This is a genomic window from Pyxidicoccus xibeiensis, from assembly GCF_024198175.1.
Classification (GTDB): Bacteria; Myxococcota; Myxococcia; order Myxococcales; family Myxococcaceae; genus Myxococcus; species Myxococcus xibeiensis.
In genome coordinates this window covers 94,703-118,088 of sequence record NZ_JAJVKV010000003.1, presented here as the reverse complement: position 1 = coordinate 118,088, position 23,386 = coordinate 94,703, and the positions used below count along the sequence as shown (strand labels likewise).

The following is a 23,386-nucleotide window of genomic DNA, read 5'->3' as shown; positions in this document are numbered from 1 at the left end:
GAGGCGGGCATCAAGAGTCTCGTGGAGAGCAGGGAATGCGAATTTCTATTCGAGACGCCAAAGAAAAGTCAATGTGCAGGGTGGGAATGACAGGCATTGCTGAGGCATGTGCCACGGAGTGATGAGCACAGCCAGGCTGCCCTCGCACGTAGGGTGGGGCAGGGGGGCTTGGGCTTCCTGGCTGCTGCTGATAAAGCATCTTGTTTCATAGCCCCAACCCGCCTGTGCGGGCGCGTCGCACTCCACGTGCGGCGCCGGCCGGAGGCCTCTTGCTGCTGCCCCTCGTGCACCAGCTCGTCGAGCGACGAGCGACCGAACTTCCCTCCCATGTCGCGGTGAGCCAGGCAGGCAGCTCCCTTACCTATGCCGCCCTGAATGAGCGCGCGAACCGGCTGTCACATGCGTTGCTCGCGCGGGGCGTCGGGCCGGAATCCATCGTCGGCATCTGCCTCCCACGCAGCGTGGAGCTCGTGGTGTCCGTCCTGGGGGTTCTCAAGGCCGGAGCGGCCTGGCTTCCGCTGGAGCCGTCCACTCCGCCCGAGCGCCTGCGATACATGGCGACTTCCGCGGCGGTGGGCTGTGTCATCGGCACGGGGCCTGCCGTGGAGCGGCTCGCGTCGGCTGGCCTCCAGGTCCTCTCTCCCATGGGAGTGGAGCTCTCGTCGTTCCCGGCCGTGAATCCGGACGTGCGCGTCCTGCCGGAACACCTCGCCTACGTCATCCACACCTCGGGCTCCACGGGGCTGCCCAAGGGAGTCATGATCCCCCACCGCGCCCTGTCCGCCTTCACGCGGTATCACTGCGACACGTTCGCTTTGTCGCCCGAGGATTGCGTCGGGGTGATGGCCTCGCTCGGCTTCGACGCGTCGGTCATGTCCATCCTGCCCTCCCTGGCCGCGGGCGCGCGGCTGGAGCTGCCGGCGGACGAGGAGACCCGCCTGTCGCCCCGGACGCTGCAGGAGTGGCTGCTGGCCCGGGGCGTCACCTTCGTCTTCCTGCCCACCCCGCTCGCGGAGCGCGTGCTCCCGCTTCCCTGGCCCGAGGCCTGCGCCCTGCGCCTGTTGCTCACCGGCGGAGACCGGCTGCACGTGCGCCCCAGGCCCGGGCTGCCATTCCAGCTAGTGAATGGCTACGGCCCCGCCGAGTGCACCATCTACTGCACCTCGGGCATCGTCCCGCCTGGAGGCGCGTCGGGGGAGGAGCGCCTGCCGTCCATTGGCCGCCCCATCGACGGCACGGAGGTCCATGTCCTCGACCCGGAGCTGCGGCCCGTGGGCGCTGGGGAAACAGGGGAAGTCTTCATCGGAGGTCCGGGGCTCGCGCGTGGTTACGCGGGCGTACCGGACCTCACCGCCGAGCGCTTCATCCCCCATCCCTTCGCCCGCACCGGCGGCGAGCGCCTGTATCGCACGGGCGACCTCGGCCGCTGGTTGCCGGACGGCTCGCTCGAGTTCCACGGCCGTGCGGACCGGCAGGTGAAGGTCCGTGGCATCCGCGTCGAGCCCGCGGAAATCACCGCCGCGCTGCTGACCCATTCACACGTGGGGGCCGCGCATGTCCTGGCGCGGAGCACCGGAACCGGGGAGGAGGCTCGGGACGTCTCCTTCGTGGCGTGGTTCGCGCCCCGGGATGCGCGCGCTGTGCCCGGGACGGAGCAGCTCCGCGAGCACCTCCGGGCCTGGCTTCCCGAGGCCATGATGCCGCGGACGTTCGTCGTTGTGGACGCGCTCCCGCTCGGCCCCACCGGCAAGGTGGATGTCCAGGCGCTTCCCGCTCCGGCCGCCCACGCGCCCCGGAGCCGCCCCTACGTCGCGCCCCGCACGGAGCTGGAGCAGGGGCTCGCGCGGGTGTGGCAGGAGGTGCTGCGGCTGGAGCAGGTCGGCATCGAGGACGACTTCTTCGAGCTGGGAGGTCACTCCCTCCTCGCCACGCAGATCACCACCCGGATTGAAGACGCGCTGCACCTCTCCCTGTCCCTGCGGGAGCTCTTCGCCCACCCCCGTATCGCTTCGCTCTCCGAGGTGCTGGAGGCGAGACGTGCCGCTCCCGCGAAGGCTGCGCTGCCGCCCGTGGTCCGTGTCGCCGACCGCCAGCGGGCGCCGCTCTCCGTGCAGCAGGAGCAGGTCTGGTTCCTCCAGAAGCTGTCCCCCGACAGCATCTCCTATCAGGCCCAGACGACCCTCCGGGTGCTGGGCAGGCTGGACCTGGCGGTGCTCGAACGCGCGCTGACGGAAATCACCCGGCGCCACGAGCTGCTGCGGACCACCTACGAGGAGGCCGACGGCCGGCCGTGGCAGCGCGTCCTGCCGGTGACGCCGGTGCGGGTCCCCCTGCTGGACTTGAGCGGGCTGCCCGGGGACGCGCGCGAGCGCCAGCGGGAGGAGGCCATCCGCGAGGAGCTGCGGCGGCCCATCTCCCTCTTCGAGCCGCCGTTGGTCCGCTGGAGCGCCATCCGCCTGGCCCCGGACGAGCACGAGCTCGTCCTCGTCGAGCACCACGTCGTCCACGACGGTGCGTCCTTCTCCGTGCTGATGCGGGAGCTGGACGCGCTCTACAACGCCTATCTGCGAGGAGAGGAATCGCCGCTGCCGGAGCTGCCGGTGCAGTACGGCGACTTCGCCGCGTGGCAGCGCGCGGCGCTCGACTCACCGGCGATGAAGGCCCAGCTCACCTGGTGGCGCGAGCGGCTGGCCGGCGCGCCCGAGGTGCTTCCACTGCGCACGGACCGTCCGCGACCGCGCGTGCAGACCTTCAACGGTGACCTCCTCCGGCTGGAGCTTCCGCCCGCGCTGCCCGGCGCGCTGCGCACCTTCTGCCAGCAGGAAGGCGTCACCCTCTTCAACGCCCTCTTCGCCGCCTTCGCCACGCTGCTGCACCGCTACACCGGGGAGCGGGACCTGTGCATCGGCTCGGCCTTCGCCGCGAGGGCCGGCATCCGGAACGTCGAGAGCCTCATCGGCATGTTCGTCAATGCCGTCGTCCTGCGGTGTGACGTCTCCGGCGCGCCGTCGTTCCGGGAGCTGGTCCGCCAGGTGCGAGACCTCACCACGGCGGCGGCGGAGCACCAGGCGTATCCCTTCCTCAAGCTGGTCGAGGCCCTGGGCGTGAAGCGCGACCCCGGCCGCAACCCGCTCGTCCAGGCCATGTTCAGCTTCCACGACTCGGCCGTGCCCAGCCCCCAGCTCGGCGGCGCGTCCTGCACCATCTTCGAGCGCGGCAACGGCTCCTCGAAGGTGGACCTGGACGTCGTCGCCATTCCACATGCCGGACGGCACCTGGGAGACCCGGCGCGAGGCGATGCCCGCATCTCGCTCATCTGGGAATACAACCGGGACCTCTTCGACCGCGCGACGATGGAGCGGATGTCCACGCACTTCCTGCGGCTGCTCGAGGCGGCGGTGGCCAGCCCCGGCACGCCGGTGTCGCGCCTGCCGATGCTCACGGACGTGGAACGCCATGGCCTCCTGGTCGGGTGGAATGGCCCCGCCACGTCCACCACCGAGCCGCTGGTGCCCCAGCAGGTCCTGGAGCAGGCCCTGCGAACGCCCGACACGGTGGCCGTCCGTGACGACGCGGGGGCACTCACCTACGCGGAGCTGGTCCGGCGCGCGACGCTGCTGGCCGAGCACCTGCGCCAGCAGGAGGCGGACTCGGTCGTCGGCGTTTGCGCGCCCCGGGGCGCCGAGCTGGTGACGGCCGAGCTGGGCGTGATGCTGGCCGGCGCCGCCTTCCTGCCCCTGGACCCGGAGCACCCGGCGGAGCGGCTGGCGCTCATCCTCGCCGATGCCGGCGTCCGCCAGGTGGTCACCACCGGAGCGCTCTCCTCGCGGCTCCCCGCCACGCTGGCGCGGGTGTGCATCGAGGACTTCCGCGCTCCTGGTACGCCACGCGGCCACCTCTCCACCGCCGTGCGGCCCGACCAGCTGGCGTACGTCATGTACACCTCCGGCTCCACGGGCCGGCCCAAGGGGGTGATGGTGGAGCACGGCTCGCTGGCCCGGCTCGTCGGCTGGCATCGCCGCGCCTTCGGCCTGGAGGCGGGCAGTCGCACCACGCTCCTCTACTCTCCGGCCTTCGACCCGTCCGTGGCGGAGGTCTGGCCCGCGCTGACCGCCGGCGCCACGCTGCATGTCCCCGGACAGGACGTGCGCCTGTCTCCGGAGCGGCTCCAGGCCTGGCTCCTCTCCGAGCGCATCACCTTCACGGACCTGCCCACCGCGCTCGCCGAGCGACTGCTGGCCCTGCCATGGCCTGCTGCGTGTGAGCTGCGCACGGTGCTCGCGGGCGGAGACCGGCTCCATGTGCGTCCGGCGCCCGGGCTGCCCTGGCGGCTGTTCAACCAGTACGGCCCCACCGAGACCACCGTGACGGCCACCTCCGGCGAGGTCCTCCCCGGCGGCCCGGACGCGGCGCTGCCCGCCATCGGCCGGCCCATCGACGGGGCCACGGCGTATGTCCTGGATGCGGAGCTGCAGCCGGTGCCCCCAGGTGTCGCGGGCGAGCTGTACATCGGCGGCGCCGGGGTGACGCGGGGCTATCTGAACCGCCCCGACCTCACCGCCGCGTGCTTCATCCCCGACCCGTTCTCCTCGCGCCCGGGGGCGCGCCTGTACCGCACGGGCGACCGTGTCTGCTCCCGGCCGGACGGTGCGCTCGAGTTCCTGGGGCGCGTGGATGCGCAGGTGAAGCTGCGCGGCTTCCGCATCGAGCCGGCGGAGGTCTCCGCGCTGCTGCGCACGTCTCCCTGGCTCGCCGAGGCCCACGTCCGCGCCTGGAGTCCTCCGGGCGGAGAGCCGCGGCTGGTCGGCTACGTCGTCCCCCTTGCCGGCCAGGCCATGCCTTCTCCCGCGCGGCTGCGCGAGCACCTCGCCCGCGCGCTGCCGGCCTACATGATTCCCTCCGCCTGGGTGGAGCTGACGGCGCTGCCGCTCACCCACGGCGGCAAGGTGGATGAGCGGGCCCTGCCCGAGCCTGCCCCCGCGACGCAGGCCCCCCAGGTCCCGCTCGCGAGCGAGCTGGAGCGCCAGCTCGCCGGCCTCTGGTGCGAGACGTTGCGCCTGGAGCGGGTGGGCGCGGAGGACAACTTCTTCGACCTCGGCGGACACTCGCTGCTGCTGGCGCAGGTGCAGTACCTGCTCAAACGCCACCTGGGCCATGACGTGCCCATGGTGAAGCTGTTCGAGTTCCCCACCGTCCGGGCCCTCGCCGCGCATCTGCAGGGGCAGGACGATGGCGGAGAGGCGGCGGCCGCACAGGCGCAGCGCCAGGAGCAGCGGCGCAGTGGACGCGAGCGCCTGCTGAGCCGCCGGGAACGGCTGGCCACGAGCAGCACCCGGGAGGAAGCGGAATGAGTGCCTCCCTGGAACTGGAGGAGGAGGACCGCTCCGCGCACCTCGCCGTGGTGGGCCTGGCGTGCCGGTTCCCCGGTGCCGCCAACGCCGCGGAGTTCTGGTCCAACCTGGCGCGCGGCGTCGAGTCCATCACCTTCTTCGGCCCGGATGGCCTTCCCTGCGAGCAGCCGCCTGGTGAGCGCACCGTGGGTGAGGAGGTGCCCGCCTTCGGCCTGGTGGCGGAGGCGGACGGATTCGACGCGGCGGCCTTCGGCTGCTCGCCGCTGGAAGCCCTCATGCTGGACCCGCAGCACCGCGTGTTCCTGGAGTGCGCGCGGGAGGCGCTGGAGGATGCCGGGTATGACCCCGCGCGCTACCGGGGCGCCATTGGCCTCTACGCTGGAGGGAGCGAGACGTCCTATCTGTCCGCGCTCCGTTCCCGCCGGGAGCTGCTGGCAGGGGCCAGTGATTGGCAGCTGCGGCTGGCCACGGGCGTGGACTTCCTCACCAGCCGGGTGGCCTACAAGCTCGGGCTGCGCGGCCCCGCCGTCACCGTGCAGACGGCCTGCTCCACGTCCCTGGTCGCCATCCACCTGGCCGCCCAGGCGCTGCTCGCGGGGGACTGCGACCTGGCCCTGGCCGGAGGCGCGTCGGTGCACGTGCCGCCGCGCTTCGGCCACTACAGCGAGGGTGGGCCCCTGTCTCCGGATGGCCGCTGCCGTGCGTTCGACGCGCGCGCGCAGGGCACCGTAGGCAGCAATGGCGCCGGGCTCGTGGTGCTCAAGCGGCTCGCGGATGCCCTGGTGGACGGGGACACCATCCGCGCCGTCCTGCGAGGGTCCGCCATCAACAATGACGCGGCCGGGAAGATGGGCTTCACCGCGCCGAGCGTGGAGGGACAGGCCCGCGTCATCGAGACCGCGCAACGCGCAGCCGGGGTGGTGCCCGAGAGCATCACCTTCATCGAAGCCCACGGCACGGGCACGCGGCTGGGAGACCCCATCGAGCTCGCCGCGCTGACGAAGGCGTTCGACACGCGCCAGCGGCACTTCTGCTGGATTGGCTCAGTGAAGACGAACATCGGCCATACGGACGCGGCGGCGGGGGTGGCGGGCTTCATCAAGACGGTCCTCTCGCTGGAGCACCGGAAGCTTCCTCCCAGCCTGAACTTCGAGCAGCCCAACCCGGAGGTGGACTTCGAGCACAGCCCCTTCCGGGTGAACACGGAGCTGCGGGCCTGGGACACCGGTGGCCTTCCCCGGCGGGCCGGCGTCAGCTCGCTGGGCATCGGCGGCACCAATGCCCACGTCGTGCTGGAGGAGGCCCCCGCGTCAATCACCTCCGAGCGCTCGCGGGCCCCACAGCTGCTGGTGTGGTCGGCCCATGGCCCCGCCGCGCTGGCGCGGGCCGTGGACCGGCTCGGTGGCCACTTGCGCGAGCACCCGGAGGTGCCCCTCGGTGATGTCGCCTGGACGCTCCAGGTGGGACGTCCCGCGCTCGCGCATCGCGGGTTCGTCGTGGGGCACGACACGCCCGAGGTCCTCCGTGCGCTGGCGGAACAGGAGGGCGCACCAGGCGTGGTGCCCGGAGAGCGCCCGGTGGTGTTCATGTTCCCCGGCCACGGTGGCCAGCACGTGGGCATGGGCCGCGAGCTGTATGCCTCGCAGCCGGCCTTCCGCGAGGCCGTGGACGAGTGCCGAGCGCGCCTGACACCCCTGCTGGGCTTCGATCTCCGCACGGTGCTCCACCCCGAGCCCTCGGACTCCGCCGCGCTCGAGCGGGCCTCCGCGCGGATGGGGGACTTCGTCACCGGCCAGCTCTCCGTCTTCGTCATCGAGTACGCAGCGGCGCGCCTGTGGAAGCGCTGGGGCGTGAAGCCCGCCGCGGTGGTGGGGCACAGCCTGGGGGCCTATGCCGCGGCCACGGTGGCCGGCGTGTTCTCCCTGGCGGATGCCCTGCACCTGGTGCTGGAGCGCTCGCGCATCCTCGCGAGCCTGCCCGCGGGCGCCATGCTGGCCGTGCCGCTGCCCGAGTCCGAGCTCACGCCCCTGCTCCAGGACGGGCTCTCCCTGGCGGCGGTGAATGGCCCCGCGCAGTGCACGGTGTCCGGAGCGGTGGCCGACATCGAAGCCCTCCAGGCCCAGCTGACGGTGCGCGGCGTGGAGTCGCGCCTGCTGCGCATCCCGGGGGCAGGCCACTCCCACCTCGTGGAGCCGTCGCTCGCCGCGTTCACCGCCTGCGTCCAGCGCGTCGAGCGGCGTCCTCCCCAGCTCCCGTGGGTCTCCGACCTCACCGGTGCCGTCGTCTCCGCGGAGCAGGCGGTGGACCCGGCGTACTGGGCCGCGCACCTGCGCCACACCGTCCGCTTCGGCGATGCGCTGGGCACGCTGCTCGCCGGCCCGACCAGCATCTTCCTGGAGGTGGGCCCCGGGCGGACGCTGGCGACGCTGGCGCGCCAGCATCCCGGTGCGGGCACGCACCTCGCGGTGGCCACCCTCCCTCACCCGGCGGACGATACGTCCGACCTGGTCAGCGCACTCACCGCGGCCGGGCGCCTGTGGACCGCGGGCGTGTCGCTCTCCTGGCAGGGTCTGCACGCGGGCGCGCCGCGCCGACGGGTGCCCCTGCCGACGTACCCCTTCGAGCGTCAGCGCTACCTGGTGGAAGCATCGGCCGCAGGCGAGGGACGTCTGCCCGGCGCACCCCGGAACGATACGGCCTCCGTATCTCCCGCCGAGCGTCAGCGCTACCTGGTCGAGGCGCCGGACGCTGGCGAGGGACGTCTGCCCGGCGCACCCCGGAACGACACGGCCACCGTGCCTCCATCCGCCGCGCCGGGGCTGCCGGCGAGCGAAGACGAGACGGTGCACCGCATCGCCACCGCCTTCGCGGAGGTCCTCGGACTGCCTCGGGTCGGCCTCCACGACAACTTCTTCGAGCTGGGAGGCGACTCGCTGATGGCGGCGCAGCTCATCGTGCGGCTGCGTCCGCATATCGCCACGCCCCTGCGCGTGAAGGCCATCTTCCGCGCTCCCACCGTGGCCCGGCTGGCCCGCCACATCGCAGAGGCGGCGTCCTCTAGCCCACCCGCACGCCCTCCTTCGAGCTGATGATGACCCTGTCTTCTCCCTGGCTCGCCTGCCGCCTGCGGCGCCCCGAGGCCCCCGTGCGCCTCTTCTGCTTCCCCCACAGCGGCGGCTCCGTGGGCGAGTACGTGCGCTGGGCGGACACGCTCCGGGACGTCGAGGTGTGGGGCGTGCAGCTCCCCGGCCGTGGCTCGCGTGCGGAGGAGCCGCCCTTCACCCGGCTGCACGCGCTGGTGGACACCCTGGTGGACGCGGTGGACTTCGGGACGTCCTTCGCCTTCTTCGGGCACAGCCTGGGCGCGCTCGTGGCCTTCGAGACGGCCCGGCGGCTGCGCGGCCTGGGCCGGGCGCTGCCTCGCTGGCTGTTCCTCTCCGCGGCTCCCGCTCCACAGCAGCCCGCCCGGGGCATCCCCGCGAGTCACCTGGACGAGGACGGGCTGCTCACCGCGCTCGAGCCCACCTACGGCGAGCTGGCCGTGGAGCTCCGCGAAGACCCCGAGCTGCGCGAGCTCATCCTGCCGGGCCTGCGCGCGGACCTGCTGCTCGTGGAGTCCTACCGGCACGAGGCCCGCGAGCCGCTGGACTGCGCGATGTCCGTCATCGGCGGCACCCAGGACGACCTCACCCGAGAGGACCTGGAGCCGTGGCGGGCCCACACCACCGGCCCGTTCGAGCTGCGCCTGCTCTCCGGCGGCCACTTCTACCTGCGGGAGCAGAAGGACACGCTCCTGCACCTCCTGGGTGAGAGGCTGCGGCAGGGCCACCCCCCACCGTCTCCCGCAAGGACCTGAAGCCATGAGCGAACCACTCCATCCCGCCACCCGCAGCCGCGAGGGCTTCCTGGGCCAGCTCTTCGCGGGAAGGCTCCGCTGGGACCTGGTCCGCGCGTTCCCCGAGCAGGACCCGGAGGAGCGTCGGCAGGGAGATGCCGTCCTCGCCGAGGTCGAGCAGTTCCTGAAGGAGCACGTGGACCCCGACGAGGTGGAGCGCACGGGGAGGATTTCCCACGAGCTGCGCGAGGCCCTGCGCGCGCGGGGCTACTACAAGCTGCAGGTGGAGCGGGAGCTGGGGGGCCGGGGGCTCTCCATGCTGAACACCTTCCGGGTCATCGAGGCGGTGATGAGCGTGTGCCTCCCGGTGGGCTACACGCTGGCCATCCACAGTGGCCTGGGCGCGGGCGCCATCATCGAGGCGGTCCAGGCAGGTCCCCTCCGGGACTATGTCCGCGCCCGGATTGCCGAGGGGGCCATCTCCGGCTGGGCCGACACCGAGCCCATCGGTGCCTCCGTGCGACGTGCGTCCACCACCGCCACGCCCACGGAGGACGGGACGGCCTACGTCCTCAACGGCGAGAAGGTCTACATCGGCAACGGCTCCATCGCGGACCTGCTCAACGTCACCGCCACCCTCTGCGAGGACGGCAAGGAGCAGATCAGCCTCTTCGTCGTGGAGACGACGAGCCCCGGCTTCCGCGTCCGGGCCGAGCACGGGCTGATGGGCCTGCGCGGACTGCCCATCGCCGCGCTGAGCTTCGAGAACGTGCGGGTGCCGAAGGAGCGGGTGCTTGCGATGTCGCAGGAGCACTGGCGGAACACGCCGCTGCTGGAGCCGCTCAGCGCCCTGGGCCGCATGTACATCATCGTGGCGGCCTCCATGGCGCTCTCCAAGAAGTGCCTCCAGTGGTCGCGCGAGTTCCTCCACCGGCGGCTCGCCCAGGGGCGCGCGCTCGGTGACTTCGATGAAATCCAGCGGCTCGTCTCCACCACCGCGGCCGAGGTCTTCGCCATGGAGAGCGTGGCCCGGTGGAGCCTCACGGGCGTGACGGCGGACAACCTTCCCGTGCGCTGGTTCGAGCAGGTGGCGGCGAAGAACATCGCCTCCCTGGCGTGCGCGCGCATCACGGACCGGACCGTGTCGCTGCTCGCCGCCGAGGGCTACGAGACGGCGGAGAGCAAGGCGGCACGGGGCGCGGTACCGGTTCCGCTGGAGCGCGCCCTGCGCGACGCGCGGGCCTTCCGCGTGGCGGGCGGCGTGGACTTCCTCGTGGACCACAAGGCCGCGCGGGAGGGGCTGTTCTCCCTCTACTACCCGTCGCCCGCGCAGGCCGGCGAGCTGGAGTCGCCTCCCACGCCGCTTCCGGTGGACGAGCACCTGTCTGCCCGCAACCGCGAGCACCTCCAGCACACGGCCCGGGAGGTACACCGGCTCGCCCGGAAGTGCCTGGAGCTGTCGCGCCGCTATCCGGACTCCCGCGTGCTCCATGCGCGCGAGCGGACGCTCATCCTGCTGAACCAGGTCTGCAACGAGCTGTTCACCTTGTCCGTCACGCTGGCCCACGCCTCGGCCCTGGCCTCGCGAGGCCAGCCGCAGGCCGGCGACCTGGCGGACGTCTACTGCACCGCCGCGCGCTACCGCCTGGACGACCTCTGGCGGCAGGTTGAAGTAGAGGCGGAGCCGGACTTCACGGGGGTGAGCGCCCGCTGGCTCTCCGGAGACGAGCTCGACTTCCTGCTGTGCGACGTCTTCACCCGGCGGTGACGGCGGCGCTCAGCGCGAGGGCGCAGGGGAGGGCGGCGTGTCGTGGCGGTGGATGACGCCCTCCTTCATCACGAAGAAGACCTTCTGGGTGGCGCGGATGTCCTGGAGCGGGTTGCCGGACACGGCGACGACGTCCGCCAGCTTCCCGGGCTCCAGCGTCCCCAGCCGGTCCGACACGCCGAGCAGCTCCGCTGCGTTCACCGTGGCGGCGCGCAGGGCCTCGGCGGGGGACATGCCCGCCGCGACCAGCAGCGCGAACTCCTCCGCGTTGCGTCCGTGGACGAACACGCCCGCGTCCGTGCCGAAGGCGATGCGCACCTTCATGGCAATGGCCTTGCGCAGCACCTGCTCCCGCCGCTGGTTCACCGCGCGCAGCTTGACGACGGTGTCCGGTGGCAGGTTTCCCTTGTCCGCCAGCTCCTGCACGCCGTGGAAGGCGAAGGCGGTGGGCACGTACCAGGTGCCCTTGCGCTTCATCAGCTCCAGGGCCTCGTCGTCCAGCAGGGTGCCGTGCTCCACGGAGTCCACGCCCGCGCGGATGGCGCGCTTCGCCCCTTCCGCGCCGTGGGCATGCGCGGCCACCTTGCGCTTGCGCGCGTGGGCCTCGTCCACCACCGCGTCCAGCTCCGCCTGGGTGAGCTGCGGCGCGTCGGGCTCCGCGTTGAAGCTCATCACGCCCCCGGTGGCGCACACCTTGATGAGGTCCGCGCCGTACTTGAGCGTCTCGCGCACGCGGGCGCGCAGCGCGTCCGGGCCATCCGCCACGCCGGGGCTGGCATCCCTGGCCATCAGCCCCTTGCGCCACGAGTTGCCGAAGTCGCAGTGCCCGCCCGTGGAGCTCAGACTCGACCCTGACGAGAGGATGCGCGGCCCCACCACGTTGCCGCGCGCAATCGAGTTGCGCAGGCCCACGTCGATGAAGTCCTCCGCGCCCAGGTTGCGCACCGTGGTGAAGCCCGCCATCAGCGTGGTGCGCGCCCAGGGCAGCGTGTCCAGCGTCTGCTCGGGAATGGTGCGCTGGAAGCTGTCGATGACGTCCTTGCGCCAGTCGGGCCCGGGCTCCACCGTCAGGTGCGTGTGCGCGTCCATGAAGCCCGGCAGCAGCGTGGCGTCGCCCAGCTCCACGACCTTCGCCCCTTGCGGCACGGGCGCCTTCGGTCCCACCCCCACCACCTTCCCCTCCGCCACCACCACCACGCCCGGGGTGACGACCTTCCCCGTCGTGGCATCGAAGAGGCGCGCGGCCCTGAGGACCTGTGCCTGTGAGGGCTCGGCGGCGGGAGCGGAGAGGGACAGCAGGAGGGAACCCAGGAGGAGCGCGCGTCGCATGATGCCGGCATAGCCGCCCGCCCCGGTTCCGAGTCAAGCCACCCGCACGGCCCGTGCACCCCTGCGCGAGTGGTGGCCGACGTTATCGAGAGAGGGTGGGGCGCCAGTCCTCGCGGCACAGGGCCCAGCGCTCGTGGTCTCGCCACCGGCCCGCGACCTTGAGATAGCGCGGGGAGAACCCCTCCATCCGGAACCCGGCCCGGAGCACCAGGGCCCTGGAGGCGGCATTGCCCGGCTGGATGTTGGCCTCCACGCGGTGCAGCTTCAGGGTCCGGAAGGTGTACCCGAGCACGAGCTGCAGCGCTTCGGACATGAGTCCCCGTCCCTGGAAGCCGTGGACGGCCCAGTAGCCCAGGTACGCGTTCTGGAAGCCGCCCCGGAAGATCTGGCTCAGGTTGAAGGCGCCGATGATGCTGTCGGACTCGCGCTCACAGGCCAGCAGCGCCTCGAAGTCGTCGCCTTCGTTGCGCCGCAGGTACGCCCGGAACGCCTCGGGCGTGGTCGCTGGGGCCACCCATGGCCGGTGGAAGCGTCGGCTCGCCCGGGTGGCCGCCAGGAAGGCCTCTTGGTCCTCCGCGCGAGGAGCCCGCAGGACGACGCGTGGCCCCCGGGCGAGGAGGTGCTGGTTGACGGGTGCCAATTTCCGCATTTGTTCCATGGGTGGAACAGTCCTTCCGGCCGTGCCCATCTAATCAGGGGGCACGTCCACCGCTACCTTTCACTCATCGAACAACGAAACACGAAAGGGAGCACGCACATGACGACCACGACCTGGAACATCGACACCACCCACTCCGGCATCCACTTCTCCGTCCGCCACATGGTCATCGCGAAGGTTCGCGGCAACTTCCAGAAGTTCAGCGGCACGGTGGCGCTGGACGAGCAGGACGTCACGAAGTCCTCCGTCTCCGTCAGCATCGACACGGCGAGCATCTCCACCGGAGTCGAGCAGCGTGACAACCACCTGCGCTCGGCCGACTTCTTCGAGGTGGAGAAGTTCCCCGCCATCACCTTCCAGAGCACGAAGGTGGAGAAGACGTCCGGCAACGGGCTGCGCGTCACCGGCAACCTGACCATCCGCGACATCACCCGCGAGGTGGTGCTGGACGCCGAGCAGCTCGGCGTGGGCAAGGACCCGTGGGGCAACGTCAAGGCGGCCTTCGAGGCGAAGACCTCCGTCGACCGGCGCGACTTCGGCCTCAAGTGGAACCAGGCGCTGGAGACCGGCGGCGTCCTCGTGGGCGAGAAGATTGAAATCGCCCTCGAGGTCCAGGCGGTGAAGGCGCAGGCCGTGCAGGCCGCCTGATGCACCGCGCCCCGAGCCCTGGCGACACCTCGTCGCCAGGCCATCAGGGGGCGGGGACGAAGCGCACGTCCACCCAGTAGTTCGTGTCCTTGTAGCTGCCTGCCGGGAAGCCGCCCGCGCCATAGGCGTACACGCCGTTGCCGCCCACGCTCGCGCTGGCGGGTGCGGTGAGGTTGCCGCTGGTGACGGCGCTGGCGAGCCCGGAGGGGTCTCGCGCGAAGCGGCCGTTGGACGTGTGGTACGAGGCCACGTAGAGCGTGTTGGCGCTGATGGAGACGGGCGAGGGGAGGAGGACCTCCTGCCAGCCCGGGATGCGGCCGTCGCTGACGGGCACCTGGGCCAGCAGGGTGCCGGTGCCGCTCCAGAGGCGGGCGACATAGCCTGCGGCGTTGCCGGTGCCCCGGTAGAAGCGCAGCGCGGTGATGGTGCCGGGGACGTTGCTGCGGAAGCGCACGCCCACCTCCACGGCGCGGGTGTCCGCCTCCTCCACCGTGTTGGCGGGCACGCGGTCACCGAAGAGCGACTGGCTCCAGGGGAGGATGAGCGTGGCCACCACCGGCCGGTGGTCCGACTGGGACGACGCGCCGACGACGGCCGCCGTCACGGGCGACGTCCAGGCCGAGCCGAGCATCAGGTAGTCGATGCGGCGCGTGGGGAAGCTCGCGCTCTGGGTGTAGCCATTGCCCGAGCCGCCGCGCGTCCACGCGTCGGACAGCATCGCCTTCAGGCTGGTGATGCTGGACTCCGTGGGGGTGGCATTGAGGTCGCCGCCGAGCAGCGCCCACGGCCTGCCCGCGAGGGCTGCCTTCACGTCCTCGGCCTGGTTGAGGCGCTCCGCGGCGCCGGTGGTGCCGAAGTGGGTGACGGCCACGGGAATCACATGCGCCGCGTCCAGCTCCACCTCCACCACGCCGAGCGCCCGCTGCTCCGCGGCGGAGCGCAGGGCGAAGCGCTGCACGGAGCGGATGGGGTAGCGCGACAGCACCGCGAGGCCGTACTGCCCGCCGTCGTAGCTGAGCAGCGCGGGAATGAAGGCATGGTGCAGGCCCGTGAGCTGCCCCAGCCGCGCGGCCTGGTCCACCTTGCCGGAGCGGTGGGTGAGGACATCCACCTCCTGGAGCGCGACGACATCCGGCGCCTGGCCGTTGATGACGCTGGCGATGCTCTCCAGGCTGCTTACCTCCCCGTGCTTGATGTTGTACGTCATGAACCGCAGCCCGCCGCCGGGCGTGAGCGCCTGGACGGCCTCGGTCGGCGCGAGGGGCTGTCCCTCGCTGGCCGTGTCTGGCGGCGCGCACACGGGCAGGATGGTGAGGAGCAGGACAGCCAGGATGGATGCAAGGGGTTGGCGGAGGCGCATGCTCTGGGCTCTCTCTGGGCTTGGGGGTGGCCTTGCGACGAGGTCACTGTAGTCTCGCCCCCGGAACAAGATGTGACTCGTGCGGAGGATGCGATGACACGCGGCTGGATGGTGGTGGCGGTGCTGCTGGGCGGAGCCCTGGGGGGCGGGGCGCTCGCGTTGGAGCCCTCCTCGCCCGCGACGCCGCCCGAGCCCTCCAATTGTGACTTCCGGCTGGAGTGCCAGCTCGGCAGTCACACGTTCTCGGTGAGCTTCGACTCCCCTTCCGGAGAGTGCACCGAGGACGACATGCGGGCCTTCGTGGAGGGGCAGGGGAGAAAGGCCGAACTCCCGTTGGAGCAGGGCTGGTACCGCCCCATCCCGAACCTCGCCAACGGCAGGTCGCTCTGTCACGTCGCGGGAGCCGCTTCCTCCCCCGTGTCCGCCTTCGCGGTGGACGGGCAGCGCGTGCTCGTGTTCTTCGAGCGGGATGGCCGCCCCGGGTATGACTTCGTGGGCGTGGCCCTCATCGAGGCGGCGACAGGGAAGCTCCTCGACGTGCGGCAGAGCCTGGGGCAGTCGAAGGACGGCACGGTGGCCATCCTGACGACGCCGCGCGGCTACAAGCTCCGCCTGGTTCGGGAGCACCTGAAGGAGGTCCCGTGTGATTGCCCGGCCGCCTACACGGATGACTGGATGGCCGTCGAGGTCGTCAACGGCAGGATTCGTACACGCTGGATGAAGTGAGCCCGCGTCGGAACCCCCGAAAGCGCGCTGCGTCAATCAATGGCATACGTTCCGGGTGACAGCCTCCGCTGCGATGTTCCGCACTGCGAAACGTCGTGAGAGCGGTGTTGCTCTCGACGGTCGTGGACGCCTTCCTTGACTCTGCTTCGAGCGGCGCCGGACACTCGATGTCAGCCATTTCCTCGTCCACCGCCCCTCAGGAGGATGTCGAGTCCATGATGATTCCAAGCTCGGAGTCGAAGGCGATGAACACCGCCCACTACGCTCACTGGCCGGTGGGCCTGCCGTATTCCATCTCCATTCCAGACACCAGTCTCTATGTGAATCTTCAGGTGTCCGCGCTGCGCTACCCGAAGAGGCCCGCGGTCGTCTTCTACGACACGGTGCTGAGCTACGCGCAGGTCCACGAGGAGGTGCTCGCGCTCGCCGGCTATCTCCAGAAGGAATGTGGCGTGCAGCGTGGAGACCGGGTGCTGCTGGACATGCAGAACAGCCCGCAGTTCCTCATCGCGTTCTACGCCATCCTCCGGGCCGACGCGATGGCCGTCCCGGTCAACCCGATGCTGCTGACCGAGGAGCTGCGACACTACGTCACGGACAGCGGCGCGAAGGTGGCCCTCGTCTCGCAGGAGATCTTCTCCCGCGTCGCCCCGCTGATTGGCAGCAGTGCTCTCTCGAAGGTAGTGGTCGCGGCCTACTCCGACTCTCTGCTCGCGCCCACCGAGCTGAACGTGCCTGACTTCGTGCGCGCGCCATATGCCGTGCCTGCCCTGCCGGGCGTGGTGCCCTGGAAGGAGGCGCTGGCGGCGAAGCATGCACCGCGCGAGCACCTGGCCGGCCCGGATGACCTCGCCTGCATGCCCTATACGTCCGGCACCACGGGGAAACCCAAGGGCTGTGTGCACACGCACCGCTCGGTGATGTTCAACGCGGTGGCGACGCCGACCTGGTCCGGCCCGGTGGCGCCCGACCATGTCGCGCTGGCGGTGCTGCCGGCCTTCCACGTGACGGGCATGCAGTCGGTGATGAACGCCACCCTCTACATCGGCGGCGCGGTCGTCATGCTGCCGCGCTGGGACCGCGATGTGGCCGGTCAGCTCATCACCCGCTACAAGGTGACGACCTGGACGCTGATTCCCACCATGCTGATCGACTTCCTCTCGAATCCGCGCCTGGGGGAATACGACATCTCCGGCATCAAGCTCGTCTCGGGGGGCGGCGCGGCCATGCCGGCGGCCGTCGCGCAGAAGCTGCTGGAGCTCACTGGCCAGCAGTACATGGAAGGCTATGGCCTGTCCGAGACGATGGCCGCCTCACACATCAACCCGCGCCAGCGCATGAAGCAGCAATGCCTGGGTGTGCCCTACCTGAACGTCGACTCGCGCATCGTGGACCCCATCACCTTCAAGGAGCTGCCGCGAGGCGAGGTGGGGGAGATCTGGATTCACGGGCCCCAGGTGTTCAAGGGCTACTGGAATGACCCGCGGAAGACGGAGGAGGCCTTCGCCGAGCTCGACGGCAAGCGGTTCTTCCGCTCGGGTGACCTGGGCTACATGGACCCGGAGGGGTTCTTCTTCTTCACCGACCGCCTGAAGCGGATGATCAACGCCAGCGGCTTCAAGGTCTGGCCCGCCGAGGTGGAGTCCATGATGTACCAGCACCCGGCGGTGCAGGAGTGCTGCATCATCGCGGCGAAGGACGGCTACCGCGGCGAGACGGTGAAGGCCGTCGTCGTGAAGCGGGCCGGTGCGACGGCGGCGGCCGAGGACATCATCCACTGGGCCCAGGAGAAGATGGCCGCCTACAAGGTCCCCAGGGTGGTGGAGTTCGTGGAGACGCTGCCGAAGACGGCGACCGGCAAGGTGATGTGGAAGGTCCTGCAGGACCAGGAGCTGGCGAGGCCGTAGCCGCCGTGGCCGTGCTCCGACAGCCCGGACGTCGGAGCACGGCCCTCGGGGAAGCTCACGCCACCAGCAGCCCGTCGCTCACCAGCGCGAGGTGGTGGTCCGCGTCACCGAACAGGGTGTTGATGACCGTCAGCCGCTTGAACAGGTGGGCGGCGCTCAGCTCGTCCGTGACGCCCATGCCGCCGTGGAGCTGCACGGCCTGCTGTCCCACGTAGCGCGCGGACTGCCCCACGAGCGCCTTGGCCGAGGACACCATGCGCCTGCGCTCGGCGGCGTCCTCGGACTGCACCTTCACCGCGGCGACCATGGCCATGGACCGGGCCTGCTCGGTGGCAATCAGCATGTCCGCCATCCGGTGCTGGAGCACCTGGAACTTGCCGATGGGCACGCCGAACTGCTTGCGCGTCTTCAGGTACTCACGCGTCGTCTCGAGCAGCGCGTCCATGGCGCCCACGGCCTCGGCGCAGAGCGCCGCGATGGCCAGGTCCACCGCGCGCTCGATGACCGGCAGCGCGGCGCCTTCCTGCCCGAGCAGGGCGTCCGCGCCCACGCGCACGTTGGACAGCTTCACCTCCGCGGCGCGCCCTCCGTCCTGCGTCACGTAGCCGTGGTGGCTCACACCCGGGGCCCCGCGGTCCACGAGGAAGAGCGACACACCCGTCCTGTCGCGCGCTCCTCCGGACGTCCGGGCGGAGACGATGAGCTTGCCGGCCTGCGCCCCGGACAGGACCAGGGACTTGGCCCCGCTCAGCACGTAGCCGTCCCCGTCCCGCTTCGCCGTGGTGGCGACGTGCTCCAGGGCATACCGGCTGCCCTGCTCGTAGTGGGCAAAGGCCATGAGCAGCTCGCCCATGGCGATGGGCGTCAGCAGGGCCTGCTTCTGCGCCTCCGAGCCCACGTCGCGCACCAGCCCCGCACCCAGCACCACGGTGGGCAGGTACGGCTCCAGCACCAGGGCGCGACCGAAGCTCTCCATGATGAGCATCGTGTCCACGGGGCTGCCGTTCATCCCGCCGTAGGCCTCGGGGATGCCGAGCCCGAGCACGCCCATCTCCGCGAGCTGCTTCCAGTGGTCGGCGCTGTGGCCCACGGCGGAGCGGGAGATGTGCTTGCGCTTCTCGAAGTCGTACTCCTTCGTGAGGAAGCGGCGGAGCGAGTCCTGGAGGGCCTGCTGTTCCTCGGTGTAGCTGAAGTCCATGTCCGGTCGCCTCACAGGCCCAGGAGCATCTGGGAGATGATGTTGCGCTGAATCTCGTTGGAACCGCCGAAGATGCTCAGCTTGCGCATGTTGAAGTAGTCACCTGCCGCCGCCGCCGCGTGCTCGCCTCCGACCCGCGGGCCCGAGTAGCCCGGCTCGAGCGCCTCGGGCAGATACGCCAGGGCGTCATGCCCGCAGGCCTGCATGGTCAGCTCGAAGATGGCCTGGCCAATCTCGGTGCCCTTGATCTTCAGCACCGAGGCGACGGGCCCCAGCCCCTTCTTCGCGTCCTTCGCCTCCGCCGACAGCACGCGCAGGAGCGTCACCTCCAGCGCGAGCAGGTCCACCTTCAGCTGGGCGAGCTTGTCGCGGAAGCGCGCGTCCTCGATGAGCGGGCGGCCGCTGGAGGCCGTCTCGCGGCGGGCCACCTGCTCCAGCCGCTTGAGCAGCCGCTTCCACTGGCCCACGTTGGCCAGGCCGGTGCGCTCGTGGCCGAGGAGGAACTTGGCGTACGTCCAGCCGCGGTTCTCCTCGCCCACCAGGTTCTCGACGGGGACCTCGACGTCATCGAAGTACGTCTCGTTCACCTCGTGCTCGCCGTCCAGCATGATGGTGGGGCGCACGGTGATGCCCGGGCTCTTCATGTCGATGAGCAGGAAGGAGATGCCCTCCTGGGGCCGCCCCTCCGTGCTGGTGCGCACCAGGCAGAAAATCCAGTCCGCGTGCTGCCCGAGCGTTGTCCAGGCCTTCTGGCCGTTGACGACGTAGTGCTGCCCCTTGCGCTCGGCGCGCGTGCGCAGCGAGGCCAGGTCCGAGCCCGCGCCCGGCTCGGAGTAGCCCTGGCACCACCAGTCCTCCCCGCTGAGGATGCGCGGCAGGAAGCGCTCCTGCTGCGCCTTGTTGCCGAAGGCCATGATGACCGGCGCCACCATCCGCAGCCCGAAGTCGAGCTGCCGGGGTGCGCCCGCGTCCGCGGCCTCCTCCTCGAAGATGTGCTGCTCGATGGCGCTCCAGCCCGTGCCGCCGAAGGACTTCGGCCACCCGGGGGCTCCCCACCCACGCTTGTGGAGGATGCCCTGCCAGAGAATCGTGTCCTCCTTGCCCAGCCGCTGCCGGTGCTGGACCTTGTGGCTCAGCGCCGGGGGAAGCTCGGCGGCGAGGAAGGCGCGGACCTCGCGCCGGAATGCCTGCTGCTCGGCGGTGTCGTTCAGGTCCATGTTCAGGCCACCTCGAAGAGTCCAGCGGCGCCCATGCCGGTGCCGACGCACATGGTGACGACCACGTGCTTCACGCCTCGGCGCTTCCCCTCGATGAGGGCGTGCCCCACCAGGCGCGAGCCCGTCATGCCATAGGGGTGCCCCACGGCGATGGCGCCGCCATTCACGTTGAGCCGCTCGTCCGGGATGCCCAGCCTGTCGCGGCAGTAGAGCACCTGGACGGCGAACGCCTCGTTCAGCTCCCACAGGCCGATGTCGTCGACTTTGAGTCCGGCCCGCTTCAGCAGCTTCGGCACGGCGAACACGGGGCCGATGCCCATCTCGTCCGGCTCGCACCCGGCCACCGCGAAGCCACGGAAGTAGCCCAGCGGCTTCAGGTTGCGCTTCTGAGCGTCCTTCGCGTTCATCAGCACGCAGGCGGAGGCGCCGTCGGAGAACTGGCTGGCATTGCCCGCCGTCACCACACCGCCGGGGACGGCGGAGCGGATGCCCGACACCCCGGCAATCGTCGTGTCCGGGCGGATGCCCTCGTCGGCGGCCACGGTGACTTCACGGGTGCCCAGCGCGCCCGTGGCCTTGTCCGCGGTGCCCATCAGCGTGGTGAGCGGGACGATTTCGTCGTTGAACTTCCCCGCGGCCTGCGCCGCCGCCGCGCGCTGCTGGCTGCGCACGCCGTACTCGTCCTGGGCCTCCTTGGGAATCTTGTAGCGGGCCGCCACCGTCTCCGCCGTCTGGAGCATGGTCCAGTACAGCTCGGGCTTGTTCCGGGCCAGCCACTCCTCCTTGAGGTACGTGGTGTTGAGGTTCGCCTGCACGGTGGAGATGGACTCCACGCCGCCGGCCACCATCACCCCGGCCCCGTCCACGAGGATGTGCTGGGCCGCCATGGCGATGGCCTGCAGCCCCGAGGAGCAGAAGCGGTTGACGGTGACGCCGGCGACGCTCACCGGCAGGCCGGCGCGGATGGCCGCCATGCGCGCCACGTCATTGCCGGTGGTGCCCTCGGGCAGGGCGCAGCCGAAGATGACGTCCTCCACCTCGGCCGGGTCCACGCCGGCACGCTGCACGGCGTGCTGGATGACGTGGCCGGACAGCGTGGCGCCGTGGGTCATGTTGAAGCCGCCGCGCCAGGACTTGGCCAGCGCGGTGCGGGCGGTCGATACGATTGCGACGTCGGTCATGGATTTCTCCCGCGAGAATCAGGTGAAGGACTTGCCCTCGGCGGCGAGCCGGGCGAGCAGGGGGGCGGGCTGCCAGAACGCGCGGTGGCCACGAGGGTTGGCCGCGAAGCCCTCCATCGTGCGCACCACGTTCATCAGCCCCACGGTGTCGGCATAGAGCATCGGGCCGCCCCGGAAGACCGGGAAGCCGTAGCCCGACAGGTAGACTAGGTCGATGTCCGAGGCGCGCTGGGCGATGCCCTCCTCCAGGATGCGCGCCCCCTCGTTCACCAGCGCGTAGACGCACCGCTGGACGATTTCGTCGTCGCTCAGCGTGCGCGGCGTGACGCCCAGCTCCTTGCGGCTCGCGTCGATGACCTCGTCCACCTGGGGGTCGTGCAGGGCGTCGCGGCGGCCGGGCTCGTAGCGGTAGAAGCCGGAGCCCGTCTTCTGGCCGAAGCGCCCCATCTCACAGAGCCGGTCGGCGATGAGCACCCGCCGCATGTCCGGCCGCTCCGCGTACTGGCGCTTGCGGATGGCCCAGCCGATGTCGCCGCCCGCCAGGTCCGCCATCTTCAGCGGCCCCATCGCGAAGCCGAACGCCTCGATGGCGCCGTCCACCTGCTGCGGGGAGGCCCCCTCCTCGAGCATCAGCAGCGCCTCGCGCTGGTACATGGCAATCATGCGGTTGCCGATGAAGCCGTCGCAGACGCCCGACACCACGGCGGTCTTCTTGATGGTCTTCGCCAGCTGCATGACGGTGGCGAGCACGTCGCTGCCGGTCTTCTCGCCCCGGATGACCTCCAGCAGCTTCATCACGTTGGCGGGGCTGAAGAAGTGTGCACCCACGACGTCCTGGGGCCGCCGGGTGAAGCCGGCAATCCGGTTCAGGTCGAGCGTGGAGGTGTTGCTCGCGAGGATTGCCCCGGGCTTGCAGACCTCGTCCAGCTTGCGGAACACCGCCTCCTTGACGGACATCTCCTCGAAGACCGCCTCGATGACGAGGTCCACGTGGCGGAAGTCGTCATAGGTCAGGGTGGGCTTGAGCAGCGCGAGCCGCTGCTCGGCCTTGTCGGGCTTCAGCTTCCCCTTGGCGACCTGGCCCTCGTAGACCTTGCGGATGGAGCCGAGCCCGCGGTCCAGCGCCTCCTGCTTCATCTCCAGGAGCACCACGGGGATGCCGGCGTTGAGGAAGTTGATGGCGATGCCAGTGCCCATGGTGCCGGCGCCGATGATGCCCACCGTCTGGATGGGACGGCCCGGCGTGTCCTCCGCCACCCCGGCCACCTTCGAGGCGGCGCGCTCGGCGAAGAACGCGTGCCGCAGGGAGCGCGACTCGGACGTCTGGATGAGGTGGACGAAGGCCTCGCGCTCCACCGCCAGGCCCTCCGCGAAGCCCTGGGTGGCGGCGGCCTCCACCGCGTCCACGCACTTGAGCGGCGCCGGGAAGTTCTTGGACGCCGCCCCCACGGCCGTGCGGGCGTACAGGAAGAACGCCTCCGGCTTCGGGTGCGTCACCGTGAGGTCCCGCACCCGCTTGAGCGGCCGGCCTTCTTCAATGACGACCTGTGCGAAGGCGAGCGCGCCCGCGAGCAGGTCCCCCTCCACGAAGTGGTCGAAGAGGGCCGTGCCCTTGAGCTGCTCGGAGGGCACGGTGGCGCCGGACACAATCATGTTGAGGGCGGCCTCCACGCCGATGAGGCGCGGCAGCCGCTGCGTGCCGCCCGCGCCGGGCAGGAGGCCCAGCTTCACCTCGGGAAGGGCAATCTGCGCCCCGGGCTGCACCACGCGGTAGTGACAGCCGAGCGCCAGCTCCAGCCCTCCGCCCATGCACGCGCCGCCGATGGCGGCGATGACCGGCTTGGTGGAGGTCTCCACGTGGTGGATGACGGTGCCCAGGTTGGGCTCGGCCAGCGCCTTGGGCGTGTTGAACTCCTTGATGTCGGCGCCGCCGGAGAAGGCCCGCTCCGAGCCGATGAGGATGAGCGCCTTGATGGCCGCGTCCGCCTCGGCCTTCCGCAAGCCCTCGACGATGCCGGCGCGGACCGCGTGACCGAGGCCGTTCACCGGTGGGTTGTCCAGACGGATGACCGCCACACTGCCGTGCTGCGCGTAGTGCGTGCTGCTCATGCCAGCTCCTCTCTCGCAGCCTCGGGCCGCGAGCCGGGTGAGTCACGTTGGCAGAGTGAATCACGTTGAGTTTTGGTGTCAATGTGGCTATTGCCGATG

At 70.8% G+C, this 23,386-nt stretch carries 14 protein-coding genes; 7 read left to right on the top strand and 7 right to left on the bottom strand.

Going from position 1 to position 23,386, the window contains the following annotated elements; all coding sequences use genetic code 11:
* The first annotated feature begins 269 nt into the window (after nucleotides 1-269).
* From LXT23_RS13160 to LXT23_RS13145, 4 genes are read left to right on the top strand one after another with little or no spacing between them, the layout of a single operon-like run.
* Nucleotides 270-5,351, top strand: coding sequence for a non-ribosomal peptide synthetase (locus LXT23_RS13160; RefSeq protein ID WP_253980517.1), 5,082 nt, complete (start codon nucleotides 270-272; stop codon nucleotides 5,349-5,351).
* Nucleotides 5,348-8,440 carry a type I polyketide synthase gene (locus LXT23_RS13155; RefSeq protein WP_253980516.1) on the top strand — a complete coding sequence of 1,031 codons (3,093 nt, stop codon included), beginning with the start codon at nucleotides 5,348-5,350 and terminating at the stop codon, nucleotides 8,438-8,440. Before LXT23_RS13160 ends, LXT23_RS13155 begins: the two co-directional genes overlap by 4 nt.
* A complete protein-coding gene (locus LXT23_RS13150; RefSeq protein ID WP_253980515.1) occupies nucleotides 8,440-9,207 on the top strand; it encodes a thioesterase II family protein in 768 nt (255 codons plus the stop codon). The genes LXT23_RS13155 and LXT23_RS13150 overlap by 1 nt, the downstream gene beginning before the upstream one ends.
* 4 nt (nucleotides 9,208-9,211) lie before the next feature.
* Nucleotides 9,212-10,954: an acyl-CoA dehydrogenase family protein gene (locus tag LXT23_RS13145; RefSeq protein ID WP_253980514.1), complete on the top strand. Its 1,743-nt coding sequence runs from the start codon at nucleotides 9,212-9,214 to the stop codon at nucleotides 10,952-10,954.
* A gap of 9 nt (nucleotides 10,955-10,963) precedes the next feature.
* Here the strand turns inward: LXT23_RS13145 and LXT23_RS13140 are convergent, their stop codons facing one another.
* Together LXT23_RS13140 and LXT23_RS13135 are read right to left on the bottom strand one after the other, a co-directional pair.
* Complete coding sequence (locus LXT23_RS13140) at nucleotides 10,964-12,283, bottom strand: metal-dependent hydrolase family protein (RefSeq protein ID WP_253980513.1); 1,320 nt, start codon at nucleotides 12,281-12,283, stop codon at nucleotides 10,964-10,966.
* An 82-nt stretch (nucleotides 12,284-12,365) separates the two neighbouring features.
* Nucleotides 12,366-12,941 (bottom strand): GNAT family N-acetyltransferase, encoded by a 576-nt coding sequence (locus LXT23_RS13135; RefSeq protein ID WP_253980512.1) that lies wholly within the window; start codon nucleotides 12,939-12,941, stop codon nucleotides 12,366-12,368.
* A gap of 99 nt (nucleotides 12,942-13,040) precedes the next feature.
* On the opposite strand from LXT23_RS13135, the gene LXT23_RS13130 reads away from it, so the two are divergent.
* On the top strand, nucleotides 13,041-13,589 hold the full coding sequence (locus LXT23_RS13130) for a YceI family protein (RefSeq protein ID WP_253980511.1): 549 nt from the start codon (nucleotides 13,041-13,043) through the stop codon (nucleotides 13,587-13,589).
* A gap of 43 nt (nucleotides 13,590-13,632) precedes the next feature.
* Here the strand turns inward: LXT23_RS13130 and LXT23_RS13125 are convergent, their stop codons facing one another.
* Nucleotides 13,633-14,949: a DUF4082 domain-containing protein gene (locus LXT23_RS13125; protein WP_253980510.1), complete on the bottom strand. Its 1,317-nt coding sequence runs from the start codon at nucleotides 14,947-14,949 to the stop codon at nucleotides 13,633-13,635.
* Nucleotides 14,950-15,042: 93 nt separating this feature from the next.
* Here LXT23_RS13125 and LXT23_RS13120 point away from each other — a divergent pair, with 93 nt between their 5' ends.
* A complete protein-coding gene (locus LXT23_RS13120) occupies nucleotides 15,043-15,675 on the top strand; it encodes a hypothetical protein (RefSeq protein WP_253980509.1) in 633 nt (210 codons plus the stop codon).
* Between the two features lie 215 nt (nucleotides 15,676-15,890).
* Complete coding sequence (locus LXT23_RS13115) at nucleotides 15,891-17,582, top strand: long-chain fatty acid--CoA ligase (protein ID WP_253980508.1); 1,692 nt, start codon at nucleotides 15,891-15,893, stop codon at nucleotides 17,580-17,582.
* Nucleotides 17,583-17,637: 55 nt separating this feature from the next.
* On the opposite strand, the gene LXT23_RS13110 is transcribed toward LXT23_RS13115, so the two are convergent.
* The 4 genes from LXT23_RS13110 to LXT23_RS13095 are packed head-to-tail and all read right to left on the bottom strand — an operon-like array spanning nucleotide 17,638 to nucleotide 23,287.
* Nucleotides 17,638-18,780 carry an acyl-CoA dehydrogenase family protein gene (locus LXT23_RS13110; protein WP_253980507.1) on the bottom strand — a complete coding sequence of 381 codons (1,143 nt, stop codon included), beginning with the start codon at nucleotides 18,778-18,780 and terminating at the stop codon, nucleotides 17,638-17,640.
* An 11-nt stretch (nucleotides 18,781-18,791) separates the two neighbouring features.
* The gene (locus LXT23_RS13105) at nucleotides 18,792-19,997 is read right to left on the bottom strand and encodes an acyl-CoA dehydrogenase family protein (RefSeq protein ID WP_253980506.1); all 1,206 of its coding nucleotides are present in this window, start codon (nucleotides 19,995-19,997) and stop codon (nucleotides 18,792-18,794) included.
* A 2-nt stretch (nucleotides 19,998-19,999) separates the two neighbouring features.
* Nucleotides 20,000-21,178 (bottom strand): acetyl-CoA C-acyltransferase, encoded by a 1,179-nt coding sequence (locus tag LXT23_RS13100; protein ID WP_253980505.1) that lies wholly within the window; start codon nucleotides 21,176-21,178, stop codon nucleotides 20,000-20,002.
* A gap of 18 nt (nucleotides 21,179-21,196) precedes the next feature.
* Complete coding sequence (locus LXT23_RS13095) at nucleotides 21,197-23,287, bottom strand: 3-hydroxyacyl-CoA dehydrogenase NAD-binding domain-containing protein (RefSeq protein WP_253980504.1); 2,091 nt, start codon at nucleotides 23,285-23,287, stop codon at nucleotides 21,197-21,199.
* Between the last annotated feature and the right edge of the window lie 99 nt (nucleotides 23,288-23,386).